The sequence below is a fragment of the Paraburkholderia phymatum STM815 genome, assembly GCF_000020045.1.
Classification (GTDB): Bacteria; Pseudomonadota; Gammaproteobacteria; order Burkholderiales; family Burkholderiaceae; genus Paraburkholderia; species Paraburkholderia phymatum.
The window spans coordinates 740,519-764,600 of the sequence record NC_010622.1; the positions used below are offsets into that span (position 1 = coordinate 740,519).

The window sequence follows — 24,082 nt, forward strand, 5'->3', positions numbered from 1 at the left end:
GCTGCGCGCGGGAATGGCGGCTTGCAACCGTTTGCGGCAGTCTGCATACGATGCGGCGCCCCTTTCCGGCACGTGCGTGTGCCGTTTTTGCGCGTGCCTGTCAACCCATGCGTGCTGGCGCGCACTGCGCCGAATTAAAGATTTGACTCACGGGCCGGTTCGGTTGAAGCTACGCGCTAGCGCTTCACCCGGATGACATAAGGGATTTTCGACCGCATGAGTCCTTCACTGACCGTTCGCCGCATCGCAGCCGATCAGGGCGCCGTCTTCCGCGAGCTTCGTACGGCTTCGCTGCGCGAAGCGCCTTACGCTTTCGGCGAGACGCTGGAAGAAGCGCTGTCGGCCGATGCGTCCACGTTCGAAGCGACGGCGGCGCGGCATGCCGCGTCGGCGGCATCGACCTCGTTCATCCTGTACACGGAAGGGCATCCCGCCGGCCTGATTGGCGCCTGCTTCGAGGACGCGCCGTCGCATCGCGCGTTCGTCAGCGAGCTGTGGGTCGCGCCTGCCGTGCGGCATCTGCGCGGTGGCGAACTGCTCGTCAACACGGCGAGCGACTGGCTCGCCGCAGCGGGCGCCACCGAAATCTACGCGTGGATCGCCGACGAAAACCGCAACGCGATGCGCTTCTACGAGCGGCTCGGCTTCGGCCCGACCGGCGAGCACGAGCGTATTCCGCGCGCGCCGGACCAGTTCCAGACGCTGCTCGTGCGGCACGTGCCGCAAGCGGCGTCATCGGACGATAGCGCACGCGGGTAGTCCCGCTGACATTTCGTTGCGGCGTCTCGCGGCTCCTGCTAGCCGCTTTTGGACACGCTACTTTTCCCGCTCTTTGCCGATTGCTCCGCCCAGGACTCGGCGCGCACGCGGCATTTTTCTGTCGCGTGAAGACTTATTGGCAAAAAAGCTCACCGTTCGCCTGGACGCCTGTAAAATACGCAAAATTTTTTGCCGAACGCTATGTCGCCCAGGAAATCGCCATTCTTTGAACTGCGCAGTGGGGCGGTCGACACGCTGCTGTTTGTCGTCAAGACGACCGACCTCGCTGAAATGCGTGCCGAACTGACCCGGCGCTTCGAGGCGACGCCCGAATTCTTCGCGAACGATACCGTCGCGATCGACGTGCGCCGTCTTGCAGAAAACGAGCGTGTGCCGCTTGCGGAGATCGCCACGCTGCTGGGCAGCGTGCGCATGCGTCCCATCGGCGTCGTTGCCGACAGCACGCAGCATGGATGGGCGAACGAAGCCGGACTGCCGCTGCTCGATGCGCGCGACCCGCGCGGCGGCAGGAACCATGGTGACGAAGCGGGCGAAGAAGCGCCCGGCAAGCCGGGCGCCGTGGCGCCGAAGCCTGATGCGGCACCGCCGGCCGATGCAGCATCGAATGCGCAAGTGCAGATGCAGCTGCCGATTGCCGCTCAGGAAGACGGCGCGCCCCAGGCGGCAGCCGAGGGCGTGCGCATCGGCACCTCGTCGCAGACGACGGTGATCGACAAGCCGCTGCGCTCGGGGCAGCGCATCTACGCGAAGGGCGATCTCGTCGTGCTCGGCATGGTGAGCAACGGCGCCGAAGTGATCGCGGAAGGCAACATTCATATTTATGCGCCGTTGCGCGGCCGCGCGCTTGCGGGCGTGCACGGCAATCACGACGCGCGCATTTTCTGCACGTGTCTCGAAGCGGAACTGATCTCGATCGCGGGCATCTACCGGACGACCGAGAACCCGCTGCCAGCCGACGTGCACGGCAAGCCGGTGCAGATCTGGCTCGACGAAGAAAAGCTGATGATCGAACCGCTGCGGCTCACCTGATGCGTGCGCCGCACACGCAGTGCGTGTGTCGCGCGATGGAACTCCCGCCGGACTCAATAGACGAATTGACGAACACAAGGTAAAGGGTAATGGCAAAAATCATTGTGGTGACTTCGGGCAAGGGTGGCGTAGGCAAGACGACCACGAGCGCGAGCTTCGCCTCCGGCCTCGCGTTGCGCGGCTCGAAAACGGCAGTGATCGATTTCGATGTCGGTCTGCGCAATCTCGATCTGATCATGGGCTGCGAGCGCCGCGTCGTGTACGACCTGATCAATGTGATCCAGGGCGAAGCGAACCTGAACCAGGCACTGATCAAGGACAAGAAGTGCGAGAACCTGTTCATCCTGCCCGCATCGCAGACGCGCGACAAAGACGCGCTGACGATGGAAGGCGTCGAGAAGGTCATCAACGACCTGATCGCGATGGACTTCGAGTACATCGTCTGCGATTCGCCCGCGGGCATCGAGTCGGGCGCACTGCTCGCGATGCACTTCGCCGACGAGGCACTGATCGTGACGAACCCCGAAGTGTCGTCGGTGCGCGACTCGGACCGCATTCTCGGCATCCTTTCGTCGAAGACCAAGCGCGCAATCGAAGGCAAGGATCCCATCAAGGAACACCTGCTGATCACGCGCTACAACCCGAAGCGCGTGAGCGAAGGTGAGATGCTGTCGCTGACCGACATCCAGGAAATCCTGCGCATCGACCTGATCGGCGTGATTCCGGAATCGGAAGCCGTGCTGCACGCGTCGAACCAGGGTCTCCCCGCCGTGCACCTTGACGGCACGGATGTCGCGGAAGCGTACAAGGACGTCGTGTCGCGTTTTCTCGGCGAGCAGAAGTCGCTGCGCTTTACCGATTACCAGAAGCCGGGCCTGTTGCAGCGCCTCTTCGGCACCAAGTAAAAGGAGGCGTACCTGATGTCGATTCTTTCGTTTTTGCTGGGCGAGAAAAAAAAGTCCGCGTCGATAGCGAAGGAACGCCTGCAGCTGATCATCGCGCATGAGCGCGTCGGCGGCAAAGCGCCCGCCGATTATCTGCCCGCGTTGCAACGTGAACTCGTCGCCGTGATCTCGAAGTACGTGAAGATCTCGGACGACGATATCCGTGTGAATCTCGAACGTCACGACGACCTTGAAGTGCTGGAGGTCAAGATCGAGATTCCGCAGGTCTGAGTGGCTTCAGGCTTCTCGCAGTTTGTATCTCTTTTCGCGAGATGCGCGTCACCGTCGACAGGTGGCGCGTATCGACGTGTCTGCGTCCTTTGAACGCGTCACTTCCGCCCGCCTGGCGCTTCTGCGCGGCTCGCGGAACGTCCCGGAAATAATCCGTTGCACTTGAGGGCAGGTGGTAACACGCCCGCTGTCAGCCCTTTCGTCACCTCGCGCATTGAACCGGCAACGCCGTCATTCAGCGCTGACACATGAGGTGAAAACATGAACAAGTCAATTCGTCTGCTCGCCGCTTCCACTGTGCTCGTGATGTCCGGTCTGTCTGCCGCCGCGTCGGCGTCGGCTGCGCAGGTGATCGTCGCAGCACCGAGCGCGCCGCCCGTCGAGCGCTTCGAAGCCGTACCTGCGCCGCGCACGGGTTACGTGTGGGACAAGGGGCACTGGCGCTGGGATCACGGCCGCTACGCATGGGTGCCTGGTCACTGGCAGGCCGAGCGCGTCGGCTACCGCTGGGTGCCGGGCCACTGGATCGCGCATGGTCCGAACTGGCGCTGGGTCCAGGGCCACTGGGCGTGATGCGTGACTGAGCATCGAACGGGCGGTGCCGGCGCGTGTCGACGGCATCGCTTGCCGCCGGCCGCCCGTTCACCGAACGCGCCCGAGAGCGCGCTTATCGCAACCATCAAGGGAGTTATCACATGAAGAAAAAAACCTTGCTCGCGATCGTCGTGCTGGCGATCACGTTGGCCGGTTGCGTCGTCGTGCCCGCCCATCCGGTGTATTACCATCCGGTCGGCATCATGGTGTACTGACGATTGTGGGAGGTCGGGCGCGTGCAGCCGAGCGCGCCCGATTTTTTTGCAATCGGTCGAAACGCAGACTCATTCTTTTGCTTCACCGCGCGTCGTGAGCGGAACGTCACGAGGCCTTTCCGCTTCGTCGGATTCTTCAGCTCGAGCTTCCGAAGAAGCAGCCTTGGCCTCAGAAGCCGAAGCGGCCGCCGCCATGTAGCGCTTGGACAGCGCCTCATACAACGGCGGTGCAAACACGCTCGAAATCCGGCTCGATACGAGCGCGGTCGCCATCAGCGAAATCACGAGCGCGTGTCCGTTGATCATCTCCATCACGATCACGAACGACGTGATCGGCGACTGTGTGACGGCGGCGAGATAGCCGACCATCGCGAGCGCGATCAGCATCGGCAGTTGCATGTCGCTGAAGATCATGTGGAGCACGTTGCCGAAGCCGGCGCCGATCGACAGCGACGGCGCGAAGATTCCGCCCGGAATGCCAGGCAGATAAGAGCCGATCATCGATGCCATCTTGAGCAGCGGATAGAACACCGACAGATGCTCGGTGCCGTAGAGCAGTCCGCGCGCTTCCGCATAGCCGCTGCCGAAGGTCGTGCCGCCCGACGCCAGACCGATCGCCGCGATGAACAGTCCGCAGAGCGCGGCGAACGCAATGGGCCGCTCGCTGTTCAGGCGGCGCAGCCGTTCGGGCATCCAGTGTTCGGTGTTGAGCAGCAGCCAGCAGAACAGGCCGCCCGCGATGCCGGTGACGATGCCGGTGATGACGACGGCGACGGCAAGCAGCTTGGGGAAATGTGCGCCAATGTCGATCGTGCCGAAATACGTATAGTTGCCGTTGAGGCCAAGCGCGATGATGCCCGCGATGATGATGGCCGTGATCAGCACACCGCTCGCGCGCGCTTCGAAGCTGCGCGTGAGTTCTTCGATTGCGAACACAATGCCCGCAAGCGGCGTGTTGAACGCCGCCGACAGACCCGCCGCCGCACCCGCCAGCACCAGTTGTCTTTCGATCAGCGCGTTCGAGCGTGGGTAGAGGCGGCGCAGGTTGAACATCAGTGCTGCGCCGACCTGCACGGTCGGCCCTTCGCGTCCGATCGTGAAGCCGCCCAGAATCGCCAGAAACGACACGAGGATCTTGCCGAGCAGCAGCGGAAACGTCAGCAGCCTTGCGCCGGCTGCGCTCGTGTTCGAATGCAGCGTCGCGATGACCTGCGGGATGCCGCTGCCTTCAGCGCCGCGAAAGAAACGCCGCGTGAGCCAGACGGACAATGCGGCGACGCCGGGCGTCAACAGCAGCGTGAGCCAGCGGTGCTGCTTCTGCAAATCGAGGAAAGCGTTGTAGCCGAAATCGATCAGCCGCGCGTACAAGACAGCCGTGAGGCCAACGGCGATCGCGCCCATCCAGAAGATGCCGTACTGGCGCCACAGACGCCGCACGCGCCGGCCGATGCTCGAGGACAGCAGGGGTGTCCGTGACATGGGAATCGGTCTGAATTGGACGGAGTAACGGGCCGGCAGGCGGGCCATATTGGGGACGATTATAGTCGGCGGCGCGGCGCAAACGGGCTGAAAGAGTGCCGGAGCGCCCGACGTGCGGCGTGACTGTCAAGGGAAGTAACGTCTGGTAACGCTACAGCGCCTCCGGCAAGATTTGCTGCTGCCCGTTTTGCGGGCAAATCCCAGGTTGCTCGGCTAAAATTACGGATTAGGCCGAGCAGCCAGAACGGGCAATCAATGAAGCGAATCCTTATCGTCAAGGTCACCTCGATGGGCGACGTGATCCAGGCGCAGCCGATCGTCTCCGATCTCAAGCGGGCTTTTCCCGGCGTCGAGGTCGACTGGGCTGTTGACGAGTCGTTCGCCGAGATCGCGCGCTGGAATCCGGGCATCGACCGCGTGCTATGCGCACCCCTGCGCCGCTTCAAGAAGGCACGGCGCTGGGCGGACTTCAGGGCCATCGCGCAGTCCATCGCCGAGCTGCGCGCGCACCGCTATGACGTCGCCGTCGATATCCACGGCGTCTACAAGAGCGCGATCATCGCGTTCCTGTCGCGTTCGCGCCGCCGCCTCGGCTATCGCAACAAGGATCTCGGCGAGCGCGGTGCTGCTTTCGCCTACACCGGCCGGTTCGTGCCGCCGCGCGACCGCAATGCCTGGAGCGGCATGCGCGAAACCGTCGGCACGGCGCTCGGCTACTCGGTCGATACTCCGCCCGACTACAACCTGCACATTCCCGCACCCGCCAAACCGATCGTCGAAACGGGAGGCCGGCCGCTCGCCATGCTGTTCCACGCTGCGTCGAAGGACGACAAGAAGTGGCCGGCGGACCATTGGATCGCCATTGCGCGGGAACTCGTGCGGCGCGGCTTTCATGTAGTGGTGCCGTGGGGTTCGCCTGCCGAGCGCAGCGAGGGGCTTGCCATCGTCGACAACGTGGAGGGCGCCGAACTCCTGCCGCAACTGAGCGTGACAGGCATCGCGCAGGTGATCGCGGCGTCGGACTTCGTGATTGGCGTCGATACAGGGTTCGTCCATCTGGCGCACGCGCTAGGCAAGCGCACGGTGATGATCTTTATCGCCACTTCGCGGGAAACGTTTGAGAATAACGTGCCGTTCCGCTCGGTTTCGATCGGGGACGGGAATTCAGTCCCGCCTGTTGCGGAGGCGCTGGCCGCCATCGATCACGTACACGCCGACCCGCTGGCCGCCGGCGGCAACAAGGGCGAGTCGATGGCAGCGGCCTGACCGGGCCGACGAGCGGGGCTTTGAAAGGAAAAAAGAAAAGAGGCGTACGCGCAGTTCGCCCAATTTCGGACGCCGTCGCGAGACGCCTCTGAAAAGCCCGCGCCTGAAGCGCGCGGACCGAGAGGAAACCTGCAGAACAAACCGGTACAACATCCGTAGAGACCGCGCGGGCGCAAACAAGTTCAAACATTTTTCTCGTTTGTTCGGACTGTGCGGCGGGCCGTCGTGCGCGTTCGGCGGTGGCTGTGTTACCGCTGGCTGCCGCGACGCGTGGGCTTTCTCTTCGCCGCGCGCGTGTCGTTATTACAGGCCTGTTAAAACTGTCGCTATTCTTTCGACTTTCCGCAGTGCGGCTCGCGGGTTTGACAACGCCCTGAGTCCTGTCCGAGGCCGAAACGCCCGGGACTGGCCCGCCAAGGCTTGCCGGGCGGGCGCGATGCGCATTCGATCGCTTGCCTGGAGGTCGTTTGCCCGTCCTTCCGACGCTTTATCCCATCGCGCATCCTTGCCCCGCCTGTAACACAGCCGCAGTGAACACTTACAAATTGCAACGCTCACCCATGAAGGGTTCGTGTCCAATCGAGGTCATTCGGGGTTCGCTCGAATACAACGACACTGACTCTAAGGGAGAACGACGTGAAACGCTTGATGTTGGCATTGGTGACGGGCGCGCTGCTGGCTGCATCGCTGAGTGGCTGTATCGTGGTGCCGGAAGGCGGCGGCTATCACCACCACGGCTACTACTATCGCTGATCGGACGAGAGAGGCTGATGGCCGTTGCGTTCCGGCTATCAGCAACTGGACAACAACGTTTGGCCGCTCAGGCCACGAGCATTTCGAATGCGACGACGGCGGCGATGGCGGCCAGGTTGGCGGCAATGGCTTCGACGACGATACCTTTCCAGCTCGCCGGCTTGAAGCGGAGCGCGAGCAGCAACGAGCCCAGCAGCGCGAGCGCGATGATAATGACGACGTCCGCGTTATCCAGATGAAAGCTCATCGATACCTCACCATCCAGCCAGGCTTCGGATTGCCTGCTTCTTGTTCGAGAGTATAGGCAGGCCGGTAAGTGCGGCAAGCCGGGGAGATTCCCTGTGCTTGTTGGCACTGGTTTCAACGAGTCCAATGGTGCGCGGCAGGCCTGCCCTCGGCTTTCGACTAACTCAGCAAGCGAAGCGGCCCCGGCGTGGTGCATCGCGCCGGGGCCGCTTGCGCTGGCTCGTGAGCCGGGATTACGTCAGTCGTGCATCGCGCGTCTCACCCATGCACAGCACGCCGATCAGGCTCAGCACGGCCGCCGCAGACACGTACAGGCCGACCCACGATAGCCCGCCTTGCGCCGCCAGCATCTGGGCGATATACGGCGCCACCGATGCGCCGAGAATGCCGCCCAGGTTATACGCAACACCCGCGCCCGTGTAGCGCACGTTGGTCGGGAACAGCTCGGGCAGCAACGCGCCCATCGGGGCGAACGTGACGCCCATCAGGAACAGTTCGATGACGAGGAACAACTGCACGAGGGCCATCGAGCCGCTGCCGAGCAACGGCGCCATCGTGAAGCCCGACAGGATCGCTGCAATGCAGCCGACCATCAGCACCGGCTTGCGGCCGAAGCGGTCGCTGGCCCAGGCGGACAGCGGCGTCGCGAGCGCCATGAAGACAACGGCGACGCACAGCATGCCGAGGAAGCTCTGCCGCGAGATGTGCAGCGCCGACACGCCGTACGACAGCGAAAACACCGTCGAAATATAGAACAGCGTGTAGCAGACGACCATCGCGAACGCGCCGAGCAGCACGGCCCCGAGATGACGGCTGAGCAGCGTCGCGACGGGCACGCGCACGCGTTCGTGGCGTTCGATCGCGGCCTGGAAGGCCGGCGTCTCCGCGATTTTCAGGCGCACGTACAGGCCGAGCGCGACCAGCACCGCGCTGACGATGAACGGCACACGCCAGCCCCAGCTGCGGAACTGCTCGTCGGAGAGCGACAGCGCGAGGCCGAAGAACAGGCCATTCGAGGCGAGGAAGCCGATCGACGGCCCGAGTTGCGGGAACATGCCGAACCAGCCGCGCTTACCGGCGGGCGCGTTCTCCGTCGCGAGCAGGGCGGCGCCGCCCCATTCGCCGCCCAGGCCGATGCCCTGGCCGAAGCGAAGGACGCACAGCAGGATCGGCGCGAGGCTGCCGATGGAGTCGTAGCCGGGAACAAAGCCGATCAGCGTCGTCGACAGACCCATCACCAGCAAAGACGCGACGAGCGTCGACTTGCGGCCGATGCGGTCGCCGAAATGGCCGAACAGAAACGAGCCGATCGGCCGGGCAATGAACGCGATGCCGAAGGTCACGAACGCCGACAGCGCCTGAGCCGTCGCCGAGCCGTGAGGGAAGAACACGGGGCCGATGACGAGCGCGGCGGCCGTCGCGTAGACGTAGAAGTCGTAGAACTCGATCGCAGTGCCGATGAAGCTCGCGAAGATCACGCGCGAGGCGCTGCTCTGGCGGCCCGCGCCGCGCTGCGCGCTGGAAAGGGGCGAAGTGGACATGCCGGGTCTCCAAATGTAGCGGCGCAGCCGCGGGGCGGGCGGTGCGCCTTCGTGTGTCTGTGTGAGTGGCGAAGCGGGAGTTGCGCGCAATCGCCCGAAGGGTGGTGTGACGACGCTTCGGGCGGATTCACCACGCGAGACGTTGCATGTGCAACGATTCGACAGCTTGCGGTGCGCTGGCAGGCTCACGCGCAACGTCCGGGTTTTAACGGGGCGACGCGGCGTCCAGGCAAAGCGCAAAGCAAACCGGGCGGACGCGCGCGCGGGTGGCGCGGCAACGTGACGGTCGGACTGCGCGACGCGAACGGATGAGCGCGCGGCACGCAGCAAGGGCCGGAGATTCCGGTGAACATTTAAAAAATTATAGCGAGGACGGCGGGCGGGCAGCAAGGCGGGCGCGCAACGCCTTGTGTCTTGCTGTTCGCGGGTTCGTTCGAGCGTTCGACTTTTGATCGGTATTCGCGGAAGACATTAGCGCGGCAGCCGGCCCTTACGCCGGCATCGGCGCGTCTTCGCGCGAACTCAATCGATCGCTTGGGCTTGCGGCGATGCGAACGTGCGCAACTGGAACTTGCCGTTGTCGTTGAAAAGCCAGTCTTCGAACAGTTCCACCTGGCCTTTGCCATTCAACAGTCTTGACGGCGGCAGCGGCAATGGTGCGGCGCGCCGCAGCGTGGCGAGCGCGGTGCTCTCCGCTTCGTCGTCGCCGTTCGTGCGATAGACGTTCGACGCGACGATCTGGCCGTTGCTATCCACGACGAACGACACGACGACGAGCGAGCGCAGCATCGCTTGCGGCGTGCCGCGCAGCACATACGACGGGTTGCGTTCGAGGATACGTTGCGCGACGGCCGTGCGGTACTGGTCGAGCGTCTGGCTGCTGATAGCAGCGATCGGCGGCGCGACGGCAGCGGCGGGCTGCGGCGGCGTGACCGTGAAACTGCAGGCCGTGCCTAGAAGGGTCAGTGCGAGTACCGCGGCTCGCTTGAACGTCGGGTGCATGCGGCTGTGAAGCGAGAGGGTGGACATCGCCATAACTCGTACACGAGATATATGTTAAGCGTAGACGATGTGTATTGCGATTCAATGATCGTTGGTACGGATATGAGGGGTGGCGCGCATGCGGGCGGCGATTGAGTCCGGACGAGAGCGGGGAAGAAGAAGGCGACGGACCTGATGGCCCAGAAGAAATTTGGCGGAGGGTGTGGGATTCGAACCCACGAAGGCCGTAAAGCCTTGCCGGTTTTCAAGACCGGTGCATTCAACCGCTCTGCCAACCCTCCGAGCCCGAAATTGTAACCTGAAACGCTTCACGCCCGGGCAACAAACCTTGAAGCGGATCACGAATCCTTCAGAAAGAGCGCCTGAAGATCGTTCAGAAATGCCTGGCCGAGCGGCGTCGGCGCGATTTTCTCGAAGTCGCGTGTGATCAGTCCGCGGCGCTCCGCTTCCTGCAAGGCAGGCTCGATCGATGTGATCGGCAGGCCCGTGCGCTCAATGAACCGATGCACGGGGAACCCTTCCACCAGTCGCAGCGCGTTCAGCATGAACTCGAACGGCAGGTCGCGTGCGCCGACTTCATGTTCTTCCTGCACGGCATTGCCTGAACGTGCCTCTTCGATAAACGTCGCGGGATGCTTGTAGCGCATCTGCCGCAAGATGCGATTCGGAAACGACAGCTTCGTATGGGCGCCCGCACCGATGCCAAGGTAGTCGCCGAAGCGCCAGTAGTTCAGGTTATGTTTGCTTTGCCGATGCGGCTTCGCATACGCCGAGACCTCGTAGCGCTCATAACCCGCTTCGCGCGTGCGCTCGTGAATCCAGTCCTGCATGTCGGCGGACGAATCGTCGTCGGGTAGCGGCGGCGGAAACTTCGCGAACAGCGTGTTCGGTTCCAGCGTCAGATGGTAGAGCGACAGATGCGGCGGCGCGTACGACAGCGCCGTTTCGATATCCGCCTGACACTCCGCCAGCGTCTGCTTCGGAAGCGCGAACATCAGGTCGAGGTTGAAGTTGCCGAACGTGTTTGCGGCGACTTCGACCGCATGGCGTGCTTGCGTCGAGTCGTGAATGCGGCCCAAGGCCTTCAGATGCGCTTCGTTGAAACTCTGGATGCCGACTGACAGCCGGTTCACGCCGCTTGCGCGAAACTGCGCGAACTTCTCGGCTTCGAACGTGCCGGGATTGGCTTCGAGCGTAATCTCGGCATCGGCATCGAGCGGCAGCAGTGCGCGCACGTCCGACAGCAGCCGGTCGAGTCCTTTCGCCGACATCAGGCTCGGCGTGCCGCCGCCGATGAACACCGTATGTACCTGCCGTCCCCACACGAGGGGCAGCGACCGTTCGAGGTCGCTGCGCAACGCGTCGAGATACTCGTCTTCGGGGAACGTGCCGCCCTTGGACTCATGCGAGTTGAAATCGCAGTACGGGCATTTGCGCACGCACCACGGAAAATGCACGTACAGCGCGAGCGGCGGCAGCGAAGTCAAATGGATGCTGCCAGGCGAGGTGAACGCCTTGACGACGTTGACGCCGGCCGTCGATGCCTGACTCACGCTTCCTCCTTCAGTCGCGCAAACAACTGCTGCAGCGCAAGTGCGCGATGACTCGTCGCGTTCTTCACGGCAGGCTCCAGTTCGGCCGCCGTTGCGTTCAGCGCGGGCAGGAAGAAGTAGGGGTCGTAGCCGAAGCCATTCTTGCCACGCGGCGCATCGAGCATTTCGCCGTGCCAGCGGCCTTCGGCGATCAGCGGCTCCGGGTCACCCGCATGGCGCACAAGCGCGAGCACGCAGAAGTAATACGCCCGCCGGTCGCTCGTGTCTTTCAACTGCTCGACGAGACGCGCGTTATTTGCAGCGTCGCTCTTCTCGCCGCCTGCAAGCTGCGCATAGCGCGCCGAATATACGCCGGGCGCGCCGCGCAGCGCGCGCACGCACAGGCCGGAATCATCGGCGATCGCGGGCAGGCCCGTCAGCTTCGATGCGTGACGCGCCTTCGTCAGCGCGTTTTCGACGAACGTGGGATGCGGCTCTTCCGCTTCCGGCACGTTCAGCGCGCCTTGCGGAATGAGCTCGATGCCCGCCGTACCGAACAGCGCGGCGAACTCGCGCAGCTTGCCCGCGTTGTTCGACGCCAGCACGATCTTGCGCAGCGCGTTGTCCTGACGATCACTCACCCTTGGACTCCAATGCTTCCTTCTGCTTCGCGATCAGCGTCGCAATGCCGGCTTGCGCGAGATCGAGCAGCTTGTTCATTTCATCGCGCGAGAAGGGCACGCCTTCTGCCGTGCCCTGGATTTCGACAAAGCCGCCGTCGCCCGTCATCACGACATTCATGTCGGTGTCGCATTGCGAGTCTTCGTCATAGTCGAGATCGAGCACGGGGATGCCGTCAAACACGCCGACCGAGATGGCTGCGACGTAGTCGGTGATGGGCGACGTCTCGATGCGACCCGTCGCGAGCAGCTTCGCGACGGCGTCGCGTGCGGCGACGAAAGCGCCCGTGATGCTCGCCGTGCGCGTGCCGCCGTCGGCCTGGATCACGTCGCAGTCGATATGCAGCGTGCGCGCGCCGAGCCGCTCGAGATCGAACACCGAGCGCAGCGCGCGGCCGATCAGGCGCTGGATTTCCTGCGTCCGCCCGGTCTGCTTGCCGCGTGCGGCTTCGCGGTCGCTGCGTGTGTGCGTCGCGCGCGGCAGCATGCCGTATTCGGCCGTCAGCCAGCCCTGGCCGCGGTCGCGCAGAAAGGCGGGCACGCTCTCGGCGATGCTCGCCGTGCAGATCACCTTGGTATCGCCGAATTCGACCAGCACGGAGCCTTCCGCGTGCTTCGTGTAATGGCGCGTGATGCGCACGTCGCGCAGCTGATCGGCGGTGCGGCCGCTGGGGCGTTTCGTGATGTCGTTCATCGTCGGAGTAGGGGGAAGATAGGGCGGAAGGAAACTGCAATTTTACCGCCGATCGCGCTCGCGCCGCCCGCACCGCGCAACGCGATGCAGCGCGGCGCGAGGGTGGAATCAGGCGGCACGCATCAGGGCGCTCGAAGCGCCGTCTGCCCGGGCTTACCCGTAGGCGACCTCCGGCAGGCCCACCCGTCAAAAATGGGATAATGCGCGTTCCCCGCCTCGCGTCTCGTACACGCCGGGCGACTCGAATCCCTGGTCGTGCGATGCGATGCACCTTCGCGCGGCTGCAATCGCGAGACCTATCATGATCTACAGTATGACCGGCTATGCGAGCGCCACGCGCGAACTCGCAGCAGCATCGGGCACCGGCGGCGTTAGTGTGTCCGTCGAATTGCGCACGGTTAACTCGCGCTTTCTCGATCTCAACTTCCGCATGCCGGAAGACGTTCGCGTGTGCGAACCGACGCTGCGCGAAATGCTGATGAACAAGCTGTCGCGCGGCAAGGTCGATATCCGCATCAACCTGCAGCGCAGCGAACAGTCGGCCAACGCAGGAGCGCTCAATCGCGACGCGCTCGCGCAACTGGCGATGCTGGAGCGTTCTGTGCTCGAAGCATTCCCCGATTCCGGCCGCCTGCGCACGGGAGAAATCCTGCGCTGGCCGGGTGTGCTGGCGGAGAGCGGCGTGTCGCAGGAAGTGCTGCGCGATGCCGTGCTCGAATGCGGCAAGCAGGCGATCGCCGATCTGATCGACGTGCGTGCACGCGAAGGCGCGCAACTCGCGACGATGCTGCTCAACAACGTGAGCGAAATGGAAGCGATCGTCACGAAGATCACGCCGCTCGTGCCGGAGCTGATCGCGAAGCATCAGCAGAAGATCGTCGAGCGCCTGCAGGAAGCGCTCGGCATCGCCGCGCCGGATACGGCTGCGACGATCGTGTCGCGCGAAGAGATCGCCGAACGGATCCGTCAGGAAGTGACGATGTACGGCATCCGCATCGATATCGCCGAAGAACTGTCACGCCTCACCGCGCATCTGAATGAAACGCGCCACGTCATCCAGAAGGGCGGCAAGGTCGGCAAGCGCCTCGACTTCATGATGCAGGAGCTGAATCGCGAAGCGAACACGCTCGGCTCGAAGGCCGCCGCGAAAGAACTCGCCGATTCGTCGATGACGCTCAAGCTGCTCATCGAACAGATGCGCGAACAAGTACAAAACCTGGAGTAACGGGAGTCCCACCAGCATGTCCGAACCTAAAGCCGAAGCCAAGCCCGAACCGAAGCGCAATCCGTACGCAGGTGTTTATCCCGGCAACCTGTTCATGGTCGTCGCACCGTCGGGCGCGGGCAAGTCGACGCTCGTCAACGCGCTGCTCGCGCGCGACGGAGCGATCCGTCTGTCGATCTCGTACACCACGCGCCAGCCGCGTCCGAATGAGCAGGACGGCGAGCACTATCACTTCACGACGGTCGAAGACTTCCTGCAGCGGCACGACGCAGGGGAGTTTCTCGAGAGCGCGGAAGTGCACGGCAACTACTACGCGACCTCGCGTGTGTGGATCGAAGAGCAGATGAAAAGCGGCCACGACGTGCTGCTCGAAATCGACTGGCAGGGCGCGCAGCAAGTGAAGAAGCAGTTCCGCAATGCCGTCGAGATCTTCATTTTGCCGCCGTCGCTCGAAGCACTCGAAGAGCGTTTGAAAAAGCGCGGCCAGGACGAGCCGAATGTGATCACGCGACGTCTGCTCGCAGCGGGCAGCGAGATGGCGCACGCCGCGGAAGCGGAGTATGTCGTGATCAACGAGAACTTCGATCGCGCGCTCGCCGAACTGCAATGCCTCGTGTCGGCCACGCGCTCGCGCTTCGCATCGCAATACGCGCGCCATACGAACCTCTTCATGCAACTCGGCATTCACTTGCCGCACGCGTGATACGGGCGAGCTCGCAAGGACATAAGGTAGAATAACCAACATACAGAGAAGGAATTTTCAACATGGCCCGCATTACCGTCGAAGACTGTCTGAAACAGATCCCGAATCGTTTCGAACTGGCGCTTGCCGCGACTTATCGCGCACGTCAGCTCGCTCAAGGCCACACGCCGAAGATCGAAAGCCGCGACAAGCCCACGGTGGTCGCGTTGCGTGAGATTGCGGCCGGCCAGGTCGGCGTGGAAATGCTGAAGAAGGTGCCTGTCTAAGGCACGCTTCAACGTTTGAACGTCATGTAACTCACCCCACGCGTGCAGACGGGCACTATCGCAACGGAGGCGACCATGAGCACCAATCCCTCGCCATCCGCCACGGAAGTGGATCACGCTGCCCACGAACACGATAGCGACTCGCCATCGTCTGCACGCAAGTACATCGACGCGGTCCTCGAACAATCGTTTCGCCACCTGTTCGGACCGACCGCCACGCCGGAGCAGCCGCGCCGGCATGATGTCGTCTCCATCGCCAAGCTGACTACTGCGCTGTCCGGCTATCTGAGCCCGGAAGAGATCAAGGAAGTCAAAGCGGCTTTCCACTTCAGCGACGAAGCCCACCTCGGGCAATATCGTCAAAGCGGCGAACCCTACATCACGCATCCTGTTGCCGTCGCGGAAACGTGCGCGGCGTGGAAGCTCGATGCGCAGTCGATCATGGCGGCGCTCCTGCACGACGTGATGGAAGATCAGGGCGTGACCAAGACCGAACTGGCAGAGCGCTTCGGCGCGAAGGTCGCGGAACTGGTCGACGGGTTGTCGAAGCTGGACAAGATGGAGTTCCGCAGTCGCGAGGAAGCGCAGGCGGAAAACTTCCGCAAGATGCTGCTCGCGATGGCGCGCGATGTGCGGGTGATCCTCGTGAAGCTCGCGGACCGGCTGCACAACATGCGCACGCTCGGCGCGGTGCCGCCCGAAAAGCGCCGCCGCGTGGCGCGCGAAACGCTGGACATCTACGCGCCGATCGCACACCGTCTCGGCCTGAACAACACCTATCGCGAGTTGCAGGACCTGAGCTTCGCGAACTTCAATCCGCACCGTTACGCGACGCTCGAAAAAGCCGTGAAGGCGGCGCGCGGCAACCGTCGTGAAGTGGTCGGCAAGATTCTCGAATCGGTGCAGCGCGCCATTGCCGACGCGAAGCTCGATGCCGAAGTGACGGGCCGCGAGAAAACGATCTTCAGCATCTACAAAAAGATGCGCGACAAGCAGCTGTCGTTCTCACAGGTGCTCGACGTGTACGGTTTCCGCGTGGTGGTCGAAAGCCCGCTCGAATGCTATACGTGCCTGGGCGCGCTGCATGCGCTTTACAAGCCGGTGCCGGGCAAGTTCAAGGACTACATCGCGATTCCGAAGGTCAACGGCTATCAGTCCCTGCATACCACCCTGGTCGGCCCATTCGGCGCGCCGATCGAGTTCCAGGTGCGCACGCGCAAGATGCACGAGATCGCGGAAGCGGGTGTCGCCGCGCACTGGCTGTACAAGAACGGCGGCGCGGACCTGAACGATGTGCAGAAGCGCGCGCATCAATGGCTCAAGTCGCTGCTCGACATTCAGAGCGAAGTCGGCGATTCGAGCGAATTCCTCGAACACGTGAAGATCGATCTCTTCCCGGATGCCGTCTACGTGTTCACGCCGAAGTCGAAGATCATGGCGCTGCCGCGCGGTGCGACGGCTCTGGACTTCGCGTATTCGATCCACAGCGACCTGGGCAATCAGTGCGTCGCGGTGAAGATCAACAACGAACTGCTGCCGCTGCGTACCGAGCTGAAGAGCGGCGATATCGTCGAAGTGATCACGGCGCCGTATTCAAAACCGAACCCCGCGTGGCTTGGCTTCGTGCGCACGGGCAAGGCGCGCACCGCGATCCGTCATTACCTGAAGACGATGCGTCTTAACGAATCGGTGCAACTCGGTGAGCGTCTCGTCGATCAGTCGCTCAAGGGTTATGGGCTCGCGCTGTCCGACGTCACGCCGGAAGTGTGGGACAAGCTCGTGCTGTGGACGGGCAACAAGAACCGTCAGGAAATCTTCGCAGATATAGGTCTCGGCCGGCGCGTGGCCGCCGTGATGGCCAAGCGCATCGAAGTGCTGATGAACGGCCGCGAAGGTCACGAAGGCGACGACGACCATCCGCGCGCCGAGCATCCGACGCCCAACGCGCCACCCGTCGTAATCACGGGCACCGAGGGGATGTCGGTGCAACTGTCCGCATGCTGCCGCCCGATCCCCGGCGACGACATCATGGGCTACATCGGCATCGGTCTCGGCATGGCCATCCACACCACGGATTGCCGCGTCGCTCAGCGCATTCATCGGCGCGATCCGGGCCGCTGGATCGACGTCGCGTGGGCGCCGCAACCGGGGCGCCTGTTCGACGTCGCGATCAAGGTGCTGGTGAAGAACACCAAGGGCGTGTTTGCGCGTGTCGCCGCGGATATCACGTCGGCCGACGCCAACATCGTCCACATCGCAATGGACGAAGACCAGTCGCAGGAATCAACGGTGCTGCGCTTCGTCATCCAGGTCAGCGACCGCGTGCATCTCGCCAACGTGATGCGCCGCGTGCGGACCAATCTCGACGTGATGCGCATCGCGCGCGAACGGCCGAGCGAAGAAGGGCATCGTCATCACGACGGCGGCATGCGGATCGATCGCGAGCGCGCCGATTACTGAAATCGGAAGTTGAAAGGCGGGCGCGTCGCTTGCGACTGGTTGCACGAAGGCGCGCCGAGCTTTGCCTGTCTACAGGAACAACGCGATGAACGTAGCTGATCTGTCCGGTCTCGCGCTCGACTACTGGGTCGCGCGCAGCCTGCACGACTTCGTGCGCGAAATCCACTTCACCGACAGCGGCACTGTCGTCTCGATACGCGGGAATGATCGCGGACGTCCGTGGGATGGACGTTTTACGCCTTCTACGTCGTGGGAAGCGGCGGCCGTCGTGCTCGAACGCGCGCAGCGGCTCGAAGTGCGCGAGCGCATGCGCGATGGCGCGGTGCATTGCGTCGCAGACTTCGCTGGTGGTCAAAGAACGGTGTCGGCGCATGGCGAATCGCTGCGCGTCGCGCTCTTGCGGGCCTTTGTGATCAGCCAGTTTGGCGAGACCGTCGACGAACTGGTGCGTCAGCCGCAGTCGCTGTTCGGTACGCACTCGACGCCGGTCGGCGAGCAGCCGTCCGTCGGCATCGAGAACGAGTTGCCGAAGCCGGATGGCGAGATCGGGGATATCAAGTCGGCGCCGCGCTAAATTGGCGCGCATGGAGTAATCGACTGAGAAGCGGAGCTAGAAAAGACAAAGGGCCTTCCGGTTGGAAGGCCCTTCATGAGTGGCGCGGCTGGCAGGATTCGAACCCACGACCCCTTGGTTCGTAGCCAAGTACTCTATCCAACTGAGCTACAGCCGCACGCTAAACTTGAACTGCCCGGGTAACGCATGATACTGCATACAACCCGGTGAAACGAAAGGGCCTTCCTGGAGGAAGGCCCTCGAAAAAATGGCGCGGCTGGCAGGATTCGAACCCACGACCCCTTGGTTCGTAGCCAAGTACTCTATCCAACTGAGCTACAGCCGCACGCAGAAATGAGATTATAGCAAGGTCTCGGAAAAAGGGAAGGGGCAACCCGAAATTTGTGACAACGGCCGTATCATGTAGGCTGGAGATCCGGATGTCCGCTTCAACGCTGAACCATCATGAACAAAGCCTTTGTCAAAGAATCGACTGACGAGAACGACGACGACCTCGAAGCCGCTCAACCCGATATGCCTGCGGGCGCGAAGAACTACATCACGCCCGCGGGCTACCGGCGTCTGCGCGACGAACTGCTGCATTTGATCGACGAGGCGCGGCCGGAAGTCGTGAAACTGGTGTCGTGGGCGGCGTCGAATGGCGACCGCTCGGAGAACGGCGATTACATCTACGGCAAGCGACGGCTGCGCGAGATCGATCGGCGCATCCGCTTTTTGACGAAGCGTATCGACCTGGCCGAGGTGGTGAACAGCAGCCGCCAGGAGAACACCGATCAGGTGTTCTTCGGCGCGACCGTCGACTACGCGACAGAGGACGGCGAGACCCATACGGTGAGGATCGTCGGCATCGACGAGGTGAATCTGGACGAGGGGCATGTCAGCTGGATTTCGCCGATCGCCCGCGCGCTGCTGAAGGCGAAGGTCGGCGATCAGGTCACACTGCACACGCCAGCAGGCCCGCAGCCGATCGACGTGCTCGATGTCCGCTATCCGACGCGAGAAGAAGAGGACGCGTAACTCGTCTTCGGGTGTCGCCGGACGCCTCGCCTCGACCGAGACATGTCGGCACAAACGAAAAAGGCGCCGCAAACGGCGCCTTTTTCATGCTGCGAGTACTGCTGATGCTTAGAAGCGGTGGCGCAGGCCAGCCGTCACAGAAACTTGCTTCTCGTTGCTCGACGAAGCGCCAAGACCATTGATGTTGGCGTTGACGAGCGAGTTTTCGCTGACTTGCTGGTATTCGCCCTGCAGATAGACGTCGGTACGCTTCGACAGCGCATAAGCCGTTTGCAGGTTGAACTGGTTCCAGTGCGGACGCTGACCTTCGATGCTTGCACGTGTGTACGTGTACGAACCAGCGACGCTCAGAGCCGGCGTCAGTGCGTAACGTGCGTTTGCTTCGAAGTTCTGGAAGTGAGCGCTCGAGCCATTCAGGCCGACGCCACCCGACACGCCCGACGCGCCCTGGCTGATGCCATTGAGGCTCGACAGGTTCGTCTGCGTGTACACGAGGCCAGCCGTCGCCGGGCCGAACGTGTAGTTCGCGCCTGCGCCCCACGTCTGTTGGCGGCCAGCGAAGAACGTGTTGTCGCTCGACACTGCGCCGCCCGAGTTGAACGCCGCGCCGCTCGTTGCGCCGTTGCTGTTCAGTTGCAGGTAAGCAGCTGCGAGGTTGAAGCCTGCGAAGCTGTACGACGCGCCCGCGCTATAGGCGCGGTTGTTTGCGAAGCCGTCAGCCTGGTTCGAGAAGCCATACAACGCGCCGAACTTGAAGCCGGCGTAGTTCGCGCTCTGGTACTTGACCGAGTTGTTGACGCGGAACGAGTTGTTCAGGTTGTCGTTGTCGAACGGGTGGGCGAACTGCGTGCCGCCGTACTGCGTGCCCGTCAGCGCCAGCGGGCCGACGTAGTCGACCATGCTGTCGTATTGACGGCCGAGGGTCACGGCGCCGAACTGGTCGCTTGCCAGACCAACGAACGCCTGACGGCCGAACAGACGGCTGCCTTGCTTCATCGTGCCGTCATTGATGCCGAAACCGTTTTCCAACGTGAAGATCGCCTTCAGGCCGCCGCCGAGGTCTTCAGCGCCGCGCAGGCCGAAACGGCTGCCGTTCACCGAGCCGCTCGTCATTTGCCAGTTGCTGTGGCCGTGCTGGTTGTTCGTGTAGGTGATGCCGGCATCAATCAGGCCGTACAGCGTGACGCTGCTTTGCGCATGCGCAGCCGTTGCAAATACGCCCGACAGGGCCGCGACCATGAGAGTCTTTTTCATCTTTGTAACTCCGAGAACAGGATGGGCTTTGGAAACCCAGGCTTGAAGGAAACTTCACGCGGTTGCTGCGAGAGGCAAATCGCGTGAACAACGCACGGTGACCGACGTGCGTTCGTTTCCGGGTACGCAAAGTGTAGAGACGTGACTCGCCGGATGGCCGTTCCGAAATCAGCAATAAAGTATTACGCGATAGGAAATTATCGGGAAGATGCGGGAAAGCCTTATCGATAAAGGGTTTCCGGCCGATTAGCGGCTTTCGGCCTGATGTGTCAACCTTTGCGCGTTGTTCAATTGCGACATGAATTGACGTGCGAAAACAACGCGAAAATCGCTGGTTCACCATTGTTGCCGGCTTTGCAATAGTAGATTGCAAGAGTCGACGCTAATCAAATACGCCGCGAACGCTATACTTGAATCTCTGCTTTTCGAAGCAGACTTTTTCGTTGACGAAAAAGATCTCCAAACCTTTGTCGGCGCGACTTCGCAAGAGTCGCGCTTTTTTTTCGTCCGCTTGCAGCATTATTTATTGATGCTTTCCATCCCTGCCGACGGGTGCGAAATCGAGCCCCGGCGTCAGGCTCCAATCTTCGACGACGTAATGGCGCGCGTCCATTGGGGAAGACAGCAGGTTCTGCCAATGGTCACCGTGCCACATCGGGTCGAACTCGAGCGCCGACGCGCGGTGGGGGGATGCGTCGGAGAGCGGTGCGCCCTTCGCGGAAAGGAACAGGCGGGCGGCGACGCGGCGGAGGGTATCGAACAGCATGGTATTTCTCCAATTGCAGACTGCTGGCTAAAATGTTGCAGTTCGGAATGCGCCTTAACAACTCGTGAAAACACTTACCAAATACACGATTTGTTACATGTCGGAAAAACTTTCTCCGTTGGAATTGTTATAGCACCTTCCGATCGGCAATCAAGACCGGGTCAATTTTGCGTTTGCTGATTAACAACCGGCTCGGCGTTGGCTTTAATCAATCATTTGACAGGCATCCGGTGTTCGATTTCAAACCGCTTGACGCATGGAGCCGCTTACCCGTATAAATGCCGTGCTGGATTTTTCGATGACCGGACGCTAATAGGTGCGTTGCATATATTTTTGCTTTTCGGACTTTGATCCTATCCAGCATTAATGGCATCGCTGACTTATTCAAATCGAGGAAAGTGGAATATGGAAACGGGTATCGTCAAATGGTTTAACGATGCTAAAGGCTACGGCTTCATCACGTCCGACACGGGCGGTGAGGATCTCTTCGCGCACTTCTCGGAGATCCGCGCGGATGGCTTCAAGTCGCTGAAGGAGAACCAGCGCGTGTCGTTCGACGTGAAGGCTGGCCCGAAGGGCCGGCAGGCTGCGAACATTCAGCCGCTGTAATGCTGTTGAGCCGTGGCTCCCAGGATAAACCCTCGCATTGCGGGGGTTTTTTATTGGCTGCCGATCGGCGCGTTAATTCCTGGCGGGCAGTTTCCTGTTAATACCGGCGTGTGAACGTTTCCGGTGGTCATTATTGATGAGTGGGTTAATCAGTGTAACCACCAATTGATGATTTATTTACGGCGTAGGAGTCGAATAAGAATATTGTCACCGCCGCGTAGCGATCGTACGCCCCATTCACGTTGATCGAGTTTGCGCGCGCAAGCCTTGCCGCCGATAGGGCATACTTCTGCCAAGTCCTGCATCTTCAGCTTTCCTCATGTCCGAACCGTTTCTGTCCGAGCCTGCCCTCGATGTGCCAATTGTTTTCGTCGACCTTGAAACCACGGGGGGCTCTGTCGGCGATCATAGAATCACGGAAGTCGGCGTCGTCGAAGTGGGACCGAATGGTGTGTCCAGCTGGACTACGCTGGTCGACCCCGGTCAGCCCATCCCGCCATTCATCCAGCAATTGACGGGCATCACCAACGACATGGTGCGCGGTGCGCCGACGTTCGAAGCCATTGCCGCCGACCTGTTCGCGCGGCTCGACGGCAAGCTTTTCATCGCGCACAACGCGAGCTTCGATCGCGGTTTCCTGCGCAGCGAGTTTCAGCGAGCCGGTTTCGCGTTCAATCCCGACGTACTGTGCACCGTGCGCCTCTCGCGGGCGCTGTTTCCCGCCGAAAAGCGCCACGGCCTCGACGCGCTCGTCGAGCGGCACGCACTCATGCCGTCAGACCGGCACCGCGCGCTCGCCGACGCCGATCTGCTCTGGCAGTTCTGGCAGCGCCTGCACGGCCTCGTACCCGTCGACGTGCTGCGCGCGCAGATCGACAAGACCATGCGCCGTTTCCGGCTGGCGGGCGATATCACGGAAGACCTGATCGATACGGCGCCTGCCGGTTGCGGCGTATATGCGTTCTATGGCGAGAGCGACGCGCCGCTCTATGTAGGACGGAGCGTGCGCGTGCGTCAGCGGTTGCGGTCGCATCTGACGGGCGAACGCCGTTCGTCGAAAGAGATGAAGCTTGCGCAGCAAGTGCGCCGCGTCGAATGGCGCGCGACGGGCGGCGAGATCGGCGCTCTGCTCGCCGAAGCCCAACTGATCGCCGCGCTGCGGCCGCCGAACAACCGCGTGCCGCGCGTGAGCCGCGGCGATCCTGTCGACGCGCCGTGGCCCTACGACGGCGCAATTGCGTTCGAGGAGCGGGACGCGGCGGAAGGCGCGCGCGTCTTTCATATCGTCGACGGGTGGCGCTATGTGGGGCACGCGCCCTCGCTCGCCGAGGCTGCAACGCTGCTGGCGACAAGCGCGCCCGGTGCGTTCGAACTGTCGACGTGGCGCATTCTCCAGTCGCATCTCGCGCGCGGCCTCCGTGTGCTGCCGCTCAGCCGCCCGGTTGTCCAGCCGACCGGCGCTGTCACGCTCGCAGCAGCCCCTGCCGGCGCCGCCTAACCCGTCGCCCCCACTCCGCCCGATTCGCACACATGCCCGAGCGCCCGCGTCAGCGCGGCGTTATGGGTGTTGTCGTAGCGGGTGAGGGACTTCCAGTTGTCGATGCTGCGCGCGACGCGCATTGGGCAATCGTCCTGCGCGCGCAGCCGCTGCACGCGCGCAAGCGCGGGGATCAGCGATTGCGTCAGCTTGTCGAGCTGCGGCCGGAGGCTCGTCGCGAGATCGGGCGCTGCACCCTCGGGCGGCCGGGTCGTACGCCATGTGTCGAACAGCGCATTCTGCACATCCTTGCTCGCATCGATCTGATCCTGGAAGAACGCGTGAGCAAACGCCGGATCGACGCCCGCGCGCGAGGCACGCTTCTCGACGTCGGTGAGCAGCGCCTGTTCCCGCGGCGTATCGGTGATCGGCTGATGATGCGCCCACTTGTAGCGCGCAACGGGCTCGGCCAGTGCGAGCCGCTGGGAAACGAGTGCGACCAGATTCGTGAGCGACGTGTCGTCGCCGTCGGCGCGAGCGGGTGCAGGCGCGAAGGCGAGCGTCGAACAGAGCAGGATCGCGCCAAGCGCGCCGATGAGATTCGGACGGGTCATTGAGCGTGCTGCAGCATGCGGCTGCATCGGGAGATGGAAAAAACAGAAGAATAGACGAAACGCGCAATCATGCGCACCGCATGCGCAATGTGTGCCTGAACGGCGAAGAGCAAACGGACATTCAGCTAGAC

The 24,082-nt window shown here is 62.5% G+C and carries 24 protein-coding genes and 3 tRNA genes; 14 read left to right on the top strand and 13 right to left on the bottom strand.

Going from position 1 to position 24,082, the window contains the following annotated elements; translation table 11 throughout:
• Positions 1-216: 216 nt before the first annotated feature.
• From BPHY_RS03275 to BPHY_RS03295, 5 genes are all read left to right on the top strand, one after another.
• Positions 217-759, top strand: a complete 543-nt coding sequence (locus BPHY_RS03275) for a GNAT family N-acetyltransferase (RefSeq protein ID WP_012400065.1) — start codon at positions 217-219, stop codon at positions 757-759.
• A 201-nt stretch (positions 760-960) separates the two neighbouring features.
• Positions 961-1,809 carry a septum site-determining protein MinC gene (gene minC / locus BPHY_RS03280; RefSeq protein ID WP_012400066.1) on the top strand — a complete coding sequence of 283 codons (849 nt, stop codon included), beginning with the start codon at positions 961-963 and terminating at the stop codon, positions 1,807-1,809.
• Between the two features lie 89 nt (positions 1,810-1,898).
• Positions 1,899-2,714 carry a septum site-determining protein MinD gene (gene minD, locus BPHY_RS03285; RefSeq protein WP_012400067.1) on the top strand — a complete coding sequence of 272 codons (816 nt, stop codon included), beginning with the start codon at positions 1,899-1,901 and terminating at the stop codon, positions 2,712-2,714.
• A gap of 15 nt (positions 2,715-2,729) precedes the next feature.
• The gene (gene minE / locus BPHY_RS03290) at positions 2,730-2,984 is read left to right on the top strand and encodes a cell division topological specificity factor MinE (protein ID WP_012400068.1); all 255 of its coding nucleotides are present in this window, start codon (positions 2,730-2,732) and stop codon (positions 2,982-2,984) included.
• A 261-nt stretch (positions 2,985-3,245) separates the two neighbouring features.
• On the top strand, positions 3,246-3,557 hold the full coding sequence (locus tag BPHY_RS03295; RefSeq protein WP_012400069.1) for a YXWGXW repeat-containing protein: 312 nt from the start codon (positions 3,246-3,248) through the stop codon (positions 3,555-3,557).
• A gap of 305 nt (positions 3,558-3,862) precedes the next feature.
• Here the strand turns inward: BPHY_RS03295 and BPHY_RS03305 are convergent, their stop codons facing one another.
• A complete protein-coding gene (locus BPHY_RS03305; protein ID WP_041763255.1) occupies positions 3,863-5,272 on the bottom strand; it encodes a chloride channel protein in 1,410 nt (469 codons plus the stop codon).
• A 255-nt stretch (positions 5,273-5,527) separates the two neighbouring features.
• Between BPHY_RS03305 and waaC the strand changes: the two genes are divergently transcribed.
• On the top strand, positions 5,528-6,538 hold the full coding sequence (gene waaC / locus BPHY_RS03310; protein ID WP_012400072.1) for a lipopolysaccharide heptosyltransferase I: 1,011 nt from the start codon (positions 5,528-5,530) through the stop codon (positions 6,536-6,538).
• Positions 6,539-7,358: 820 nt separating this feature from the next.
• On the opposite strand, the gene BPHY_RS03320 is transcribed toward waaC, so the two are convergent.
• The 7 genes from BPHY_RS03320 to rph form a co-directional block, all read right to left on the bottom strand.
• Positions 7,359-7,538: a hypothetical protein gene (locus BPHY_RS03320; protein WP_012400073.1), complete on the bottom strand. Its 180-nt coding sequence runs from the start codon at positions 7,536-7,538 to the stop codon at positions 7,359-7,361.
• A 232-nt stretch (positions 7,539-7,770) separates the two neighbouring features.
• A complete protein-coding gene (locus BPHY_RS03325; protein ID WP_012400074.1) occupies positions 7,771-9,078 on the bottom strand; it encodes an MFS transporter in 1,308 nt (435 codons plus the stop codon).
• 522 nt (positions 9,079-9,600) lie between these two features.
• The gene (locus tag BPHY_RS03330; protein ID WP_041763695.1) at positions 9,601-10,107 is read right to left on the bottom strand and encodes an energy transducer TonB family protein; all 507 of its coding nucleotides are present in this window, start codon (positions 10,105-10,107) and stop codon (positions 9,601-9,603) included.
• A gap of 164 nt (positions 10,108-10,271) precedes the next feature.
• Positions 10,272-10,361, bottom strand: a tRNA-Ser gene (locus BPHY_RS03335).
• Positions 10,362-10,418: 57 nt separating this feature from the next.
• Positions 10,419-11,633, bottom strand: a complete 1,215-nt coding sequence (gene hemW / locus BPHY_RS03340; RefSeq protein WP_012400076.1) for a radical SAM family heme chaperone HemW — start codon at positions 11,631-11,633, stop codon at positions 10,419-10,421.
• Positions 11,630-12,253 (bottom strand): RdgB/HAM1 family non-canonical purine NTP pyrophosphatase, encoded by a 624-nt coding sequence (rdgB, locus tag BPHY_RS03345; protein WP_012400077.1) that lies wholly within the window; start codon positions 12,251-12,253, stop codon positions 11,630-11,632. Before rdgB ends, hemW begins: the two co-directional genes overlap by 4 nt.
• On the bottom strand, positions 12,246-12,986 hold the full coding sequence (gene rph / locus BPHY_RS03350) for a ribonuclease PH (RefSeq protein WP_012400078.1): 741 nt from the start codon (positions 12,984-12,986) through the stop codon (positions 12,246-12,248). The genes rdgB and rph overlap by 8 nt, the downstream gene beginning before the upstream one ends.
• 301 nt (positions 12,987-13,287) lie before the next feature.
• Between rph and BPHY_RS03355 the strand changes: the two genes are divergently transcribed.
• The 5 genes from BPHY_RS03355 to BPHY_RS03375 all read left to right on the top strand — a co-directional run bounded on the left by BPHY_RS03355 (position 13,288) and on the right by BPHY_RS03375 (position 18,214).
• Positions 13,288-14,211 carry a YicC/YloC family endoribonuclease gene (locus BPHY_RS03355; protein ID WP_041763257.1) on the top strand — a complete coding sequence of 308 codons (924 nt, stop codon included), beginning with the start codon at positions 13,288-13,290 and terminating at the stop codon, positions 14,209-14,211.
• A 16-nt stretch (positions 14,212-14,227) separates the two neighbouring features.
• Positions 14,228-14,914 carry a guanylate kinase gene (gene gmk, locus BPHY_RS03360; RefSeq protein ID WP_012400080.1) on the top strand — a complete coding sequence of 229 codons (687 nt, stop codon included), beginning with the start codon at positions 14,228-14,230 and terminating at the stop codon, positions 14,912-14,914.
• A gap of 62 nt (positions 14,915-14,976) precedes the next feature.
• Positions 14,977-15,180, top strand: coding sequence for a DNA-directed RNA polymerase subunit omega (rpoZ, locus tag BPHY_RS03365; protein WP_006025620.1), 204 nt, complete (start codon positions 14,977-14,979; stop codon positions 15,178-15,180).
• Positions 15,181-15,255: 75 nt separating this feature from the next.
• Positions 15,256-17,640 carry a RelA/SpoT family protein gene (locus BPHY_RS03370; protein ID WP_012400081.1) on the top strand — a complete coding sequence of 795 codons (2,385 nt, stop codon included), beginning with the start codon at positions 15,256-15,258 and terminating at the stop codon, positions 17,638-17,640.
• 85 nt (positions 17,641-17,725) lie between these two features.
• Positions 17,726-18,214, top strand: coding sequence for a DUF2591 domain-containing protein (locus BPHY_RS03375; protein ID WP_012400082.1), 489 nt, complete (start codon positions 17,726-17,728; stop codon positions 18,212-18,214).
• 80 nt (positions 18,215-18,294) lie between these two features.
• Here BPHY_RS03375 and BPHY_RS03380 read toward each other — a convergent pair.
• Positions 18,295-18,371 (bottom strand) — tRNA-Arg (locus BPHY_RS03380).
• Between the two features lie 91 nt (positions 18,372-18,462).
• A tRNA-Arg gene (locus BPHY_RS03385) sits at positions 18,463-18,539 on the bottom strand.
• Positions 18,540-18,658: 119 nt separating this feature from the next.
• Between BPHY_RS03385 and greB the strand changes: the two genes are divergently transcribed.
• Entirely contained in the window at positions 18,659-19,231 is a 573-nt protein-coding gene (gene greB / locus BPHY_RS03390; RefSeq protein WP_012400083.1) for a transcription elongation factor GreB, read from the top strand.
• Between the two features lie 108 nt (positions 19,232-19,339).
• Here the strand turns inward: greB and BPHY_RS03395 are convergent, their stop codons facing one another.
• A complete protein-coding gene (locus tag BPHY_RS03395) occupies positions 19,340-20,485 on the bottom strand; it encodes a porin (RefSeq protein WP_012400084.1) in 1,146 nt (381 codons plus the stop codon).
• Between the two features lie 523 nt (positions 20,486-21,008).
• Entirely contained in the window at positions 21,009-21,251 is a 243-nt protein-coding gene (locus tag BPHY_RS03400) for a hypothetical protein (RefSeq protein ID WP_012400085.1), read from the bottom strand.
• Between the two features lie 405 nt (positions 21,252-21,656).
• Here BPHY_RS03400 and BPHY_RS03405 point away from each other — a divergent pair, with 405 nt between their 5' ends.
• Both BPHY_RS03405 and BPHY_RS03410 read left to right on the top strand, forming a co-directional pair.
• Positions 21,657-21,860: a cold-shock protein gene (locus BPHY_RS03405; RefSeq protein ID WP_012400086.1), complete on the top strand. Its 204-nt coding sequence runs from the start codon at positions 21,657-21,659 to the stop codon at positions 21,858-21,860.
• A gap of 319 nt (positions 21,861-22,179) precedes the next feature.
• Entirely contained in the window at positions 22,180-23,358 is a 1,179-nt protein-coding gene (locus BPHY_RS03410; RefSeq protein WP_012400087.1) for an exonuclease domain-containing protein, read from the top strand.
• Here BPHY_RS03410 and BPHY_RS03415 read toward each other — a convergent pair.
• A complete protein-coding gene (locus BPHY_RS03415) occupies positions 23,355-23,951 on the bottom strand; it encodes a chorismate mutase (protein ID WP_041763696.1) in 597 nt (198 codons plus the stop codon). The genes BPHY_RS03410 and BPHY_RS03415 overlap by 4 nt on opposite strands.
• Between the last annotated feature and the right edge of the window lie 131 nt (positions 23,952-24,082).

Coding starts and splice junctions, on each gene's coding strand:
- greB (WP_012400083.1), top strand. CDS start 18,659: ATGAACAAAGCCTTTGTCAAAGAATCGACTGACGAGAACGACGACGAC.
- BPHY_RS03415 (WP_041763696.1), bottom strand. CDS start 23,951: ATGACCCGTCCGAATCTCATCGGCGCGCTTGGCGCGATCCTGCTCTGT.
- BPHY_RS03325 (WP_012400074.1), bottom strand. CDS start 9,078: ATGTCCACTTCGCCCCTTTCCAGCGCGCAGCGCGGCGCGGGCCGCCAG.
- BPHY_RS03400 (WP_012400085.1), bottom strand. CDS start 21,251: ATGCTGTTCGATACCCTCCGCCGCGTCGCCGCCCGCCTGTTCCTTTCC.
- waaC (WP_012400072.1), top strand. CDS start 5,528: ATGAAGCGAATCCTTATCGTCAAGGTCACCTCGATGGGCGACGTGATC.
- BPHY_RS03405 (WP_012400086.1), top strand. CDS start 21,657: ATGGAAACGGGTATCGTCAAATGGTTTAACGATGCTAAAGGCTACGGC.
- minD (WP_012400067.1), top strand. CDS start 1,899: ATGGCAAAAATCATTGTGGTGACTTCGGGCAAGGGTGGCGTAGGCAAG.
- BPHY_RS03410 (WP_012400087.1), top strand. CDS start 22,180: ATGTCCGAACCGTTTCTGTCCGAGCCTGCCCTCGATGTGCCAATTGTT.
- BPHY_RS03320 (WP_012400073.1), bottom strand. CDS start 7,538: ATGAGCTTTCATCTGGATAACGCGGACGTCGTCATTATCATCGCGCTC.
- BPHY_RS03395 (WP_012400084.1), bottom strand. CDS start 20,485: ATGAAAAAGACTCTCATGGTCGCGGCCCTGTCGGGCGTATTTGCAACG.
- minC (WP_012400066.1), top strand. CDS start 961: ATGTCGCCCAGGAAATCGCCATTCTTTGAACTGCGCAGTGGGGCGGTC.
- BPHY_RS03275 (WP_012400065.1), top strand. CDS start 217: ATGAGTCCTTCACTGACCGTTCGCCGCATCGCAGCCGATCAGGGCGCC.
- rpoZ (WP_006025620.1), top strand. CDS start 14,977: ATGGCCCGCATTACCGTCGAAGACTGTCTGAAACAGATCCCGAATCGT.
- gmk (WP_012400080.1), top strand. CDS start 14,228: ATGTCCGAACCTAAAGCCGAAGCCAAGCCCGAACCGAAGCGCAATCCG.
- BPHY_RS03305 (WP_041763255.1), bottom strand. CDS start 5,272: ATGTCACGGACACCCCTGCTGTCCTCGAGCATCGGCCGGCGCGTGCGG.
- BPHY_RS03295 (WP_012400069.1), top strand. CDS start 3,246: ATGAACAAGTCAATTCGTCTGCTCGCCGCTTCCACTGTGCTCGTGATG.
- BPHY_RS03355 (WP_041763257.1), top strand. CDS start 13,288: ATGATCTACAGTATGACCGGCTATGCGAGCGCCACGCGCGAACTCGCA.
- BPHY_RS03375 (WP_012400082.1), top strand. CDS start 17,726: ATGAACGTAGCTGATCTGTCCGGTCTCGCGCTCGACTACTGGGTCGCG.
- BPHY_RS03330 (WP_041763695.1), bottom strand. CDS start 10,107: ATGTCCACCCTCTCGCTTCACAGCCGCATGCACCCGACGTTCAAGCGA.
- BPHY_RS03370 (WP_012400081.1), top strand. CDS start 15,256: ATGAGCACCAATCCCTCGCCATCCGCCACGGAAGTGGATCACGCTGCC.
- minE (WP_012400068.1), top strand. CDS start 2,730: ATGTCGATTCTTTCGTTTTTGCTGGGCGAGAAAAAAAAGTCCGCGTCG.
- rph (WP_012400078.1), bottom strand. CDS start 12,986: ATGAACGACATCACGAAACGCCCCAGCGGCCGCACCGCCGATCAGCTG.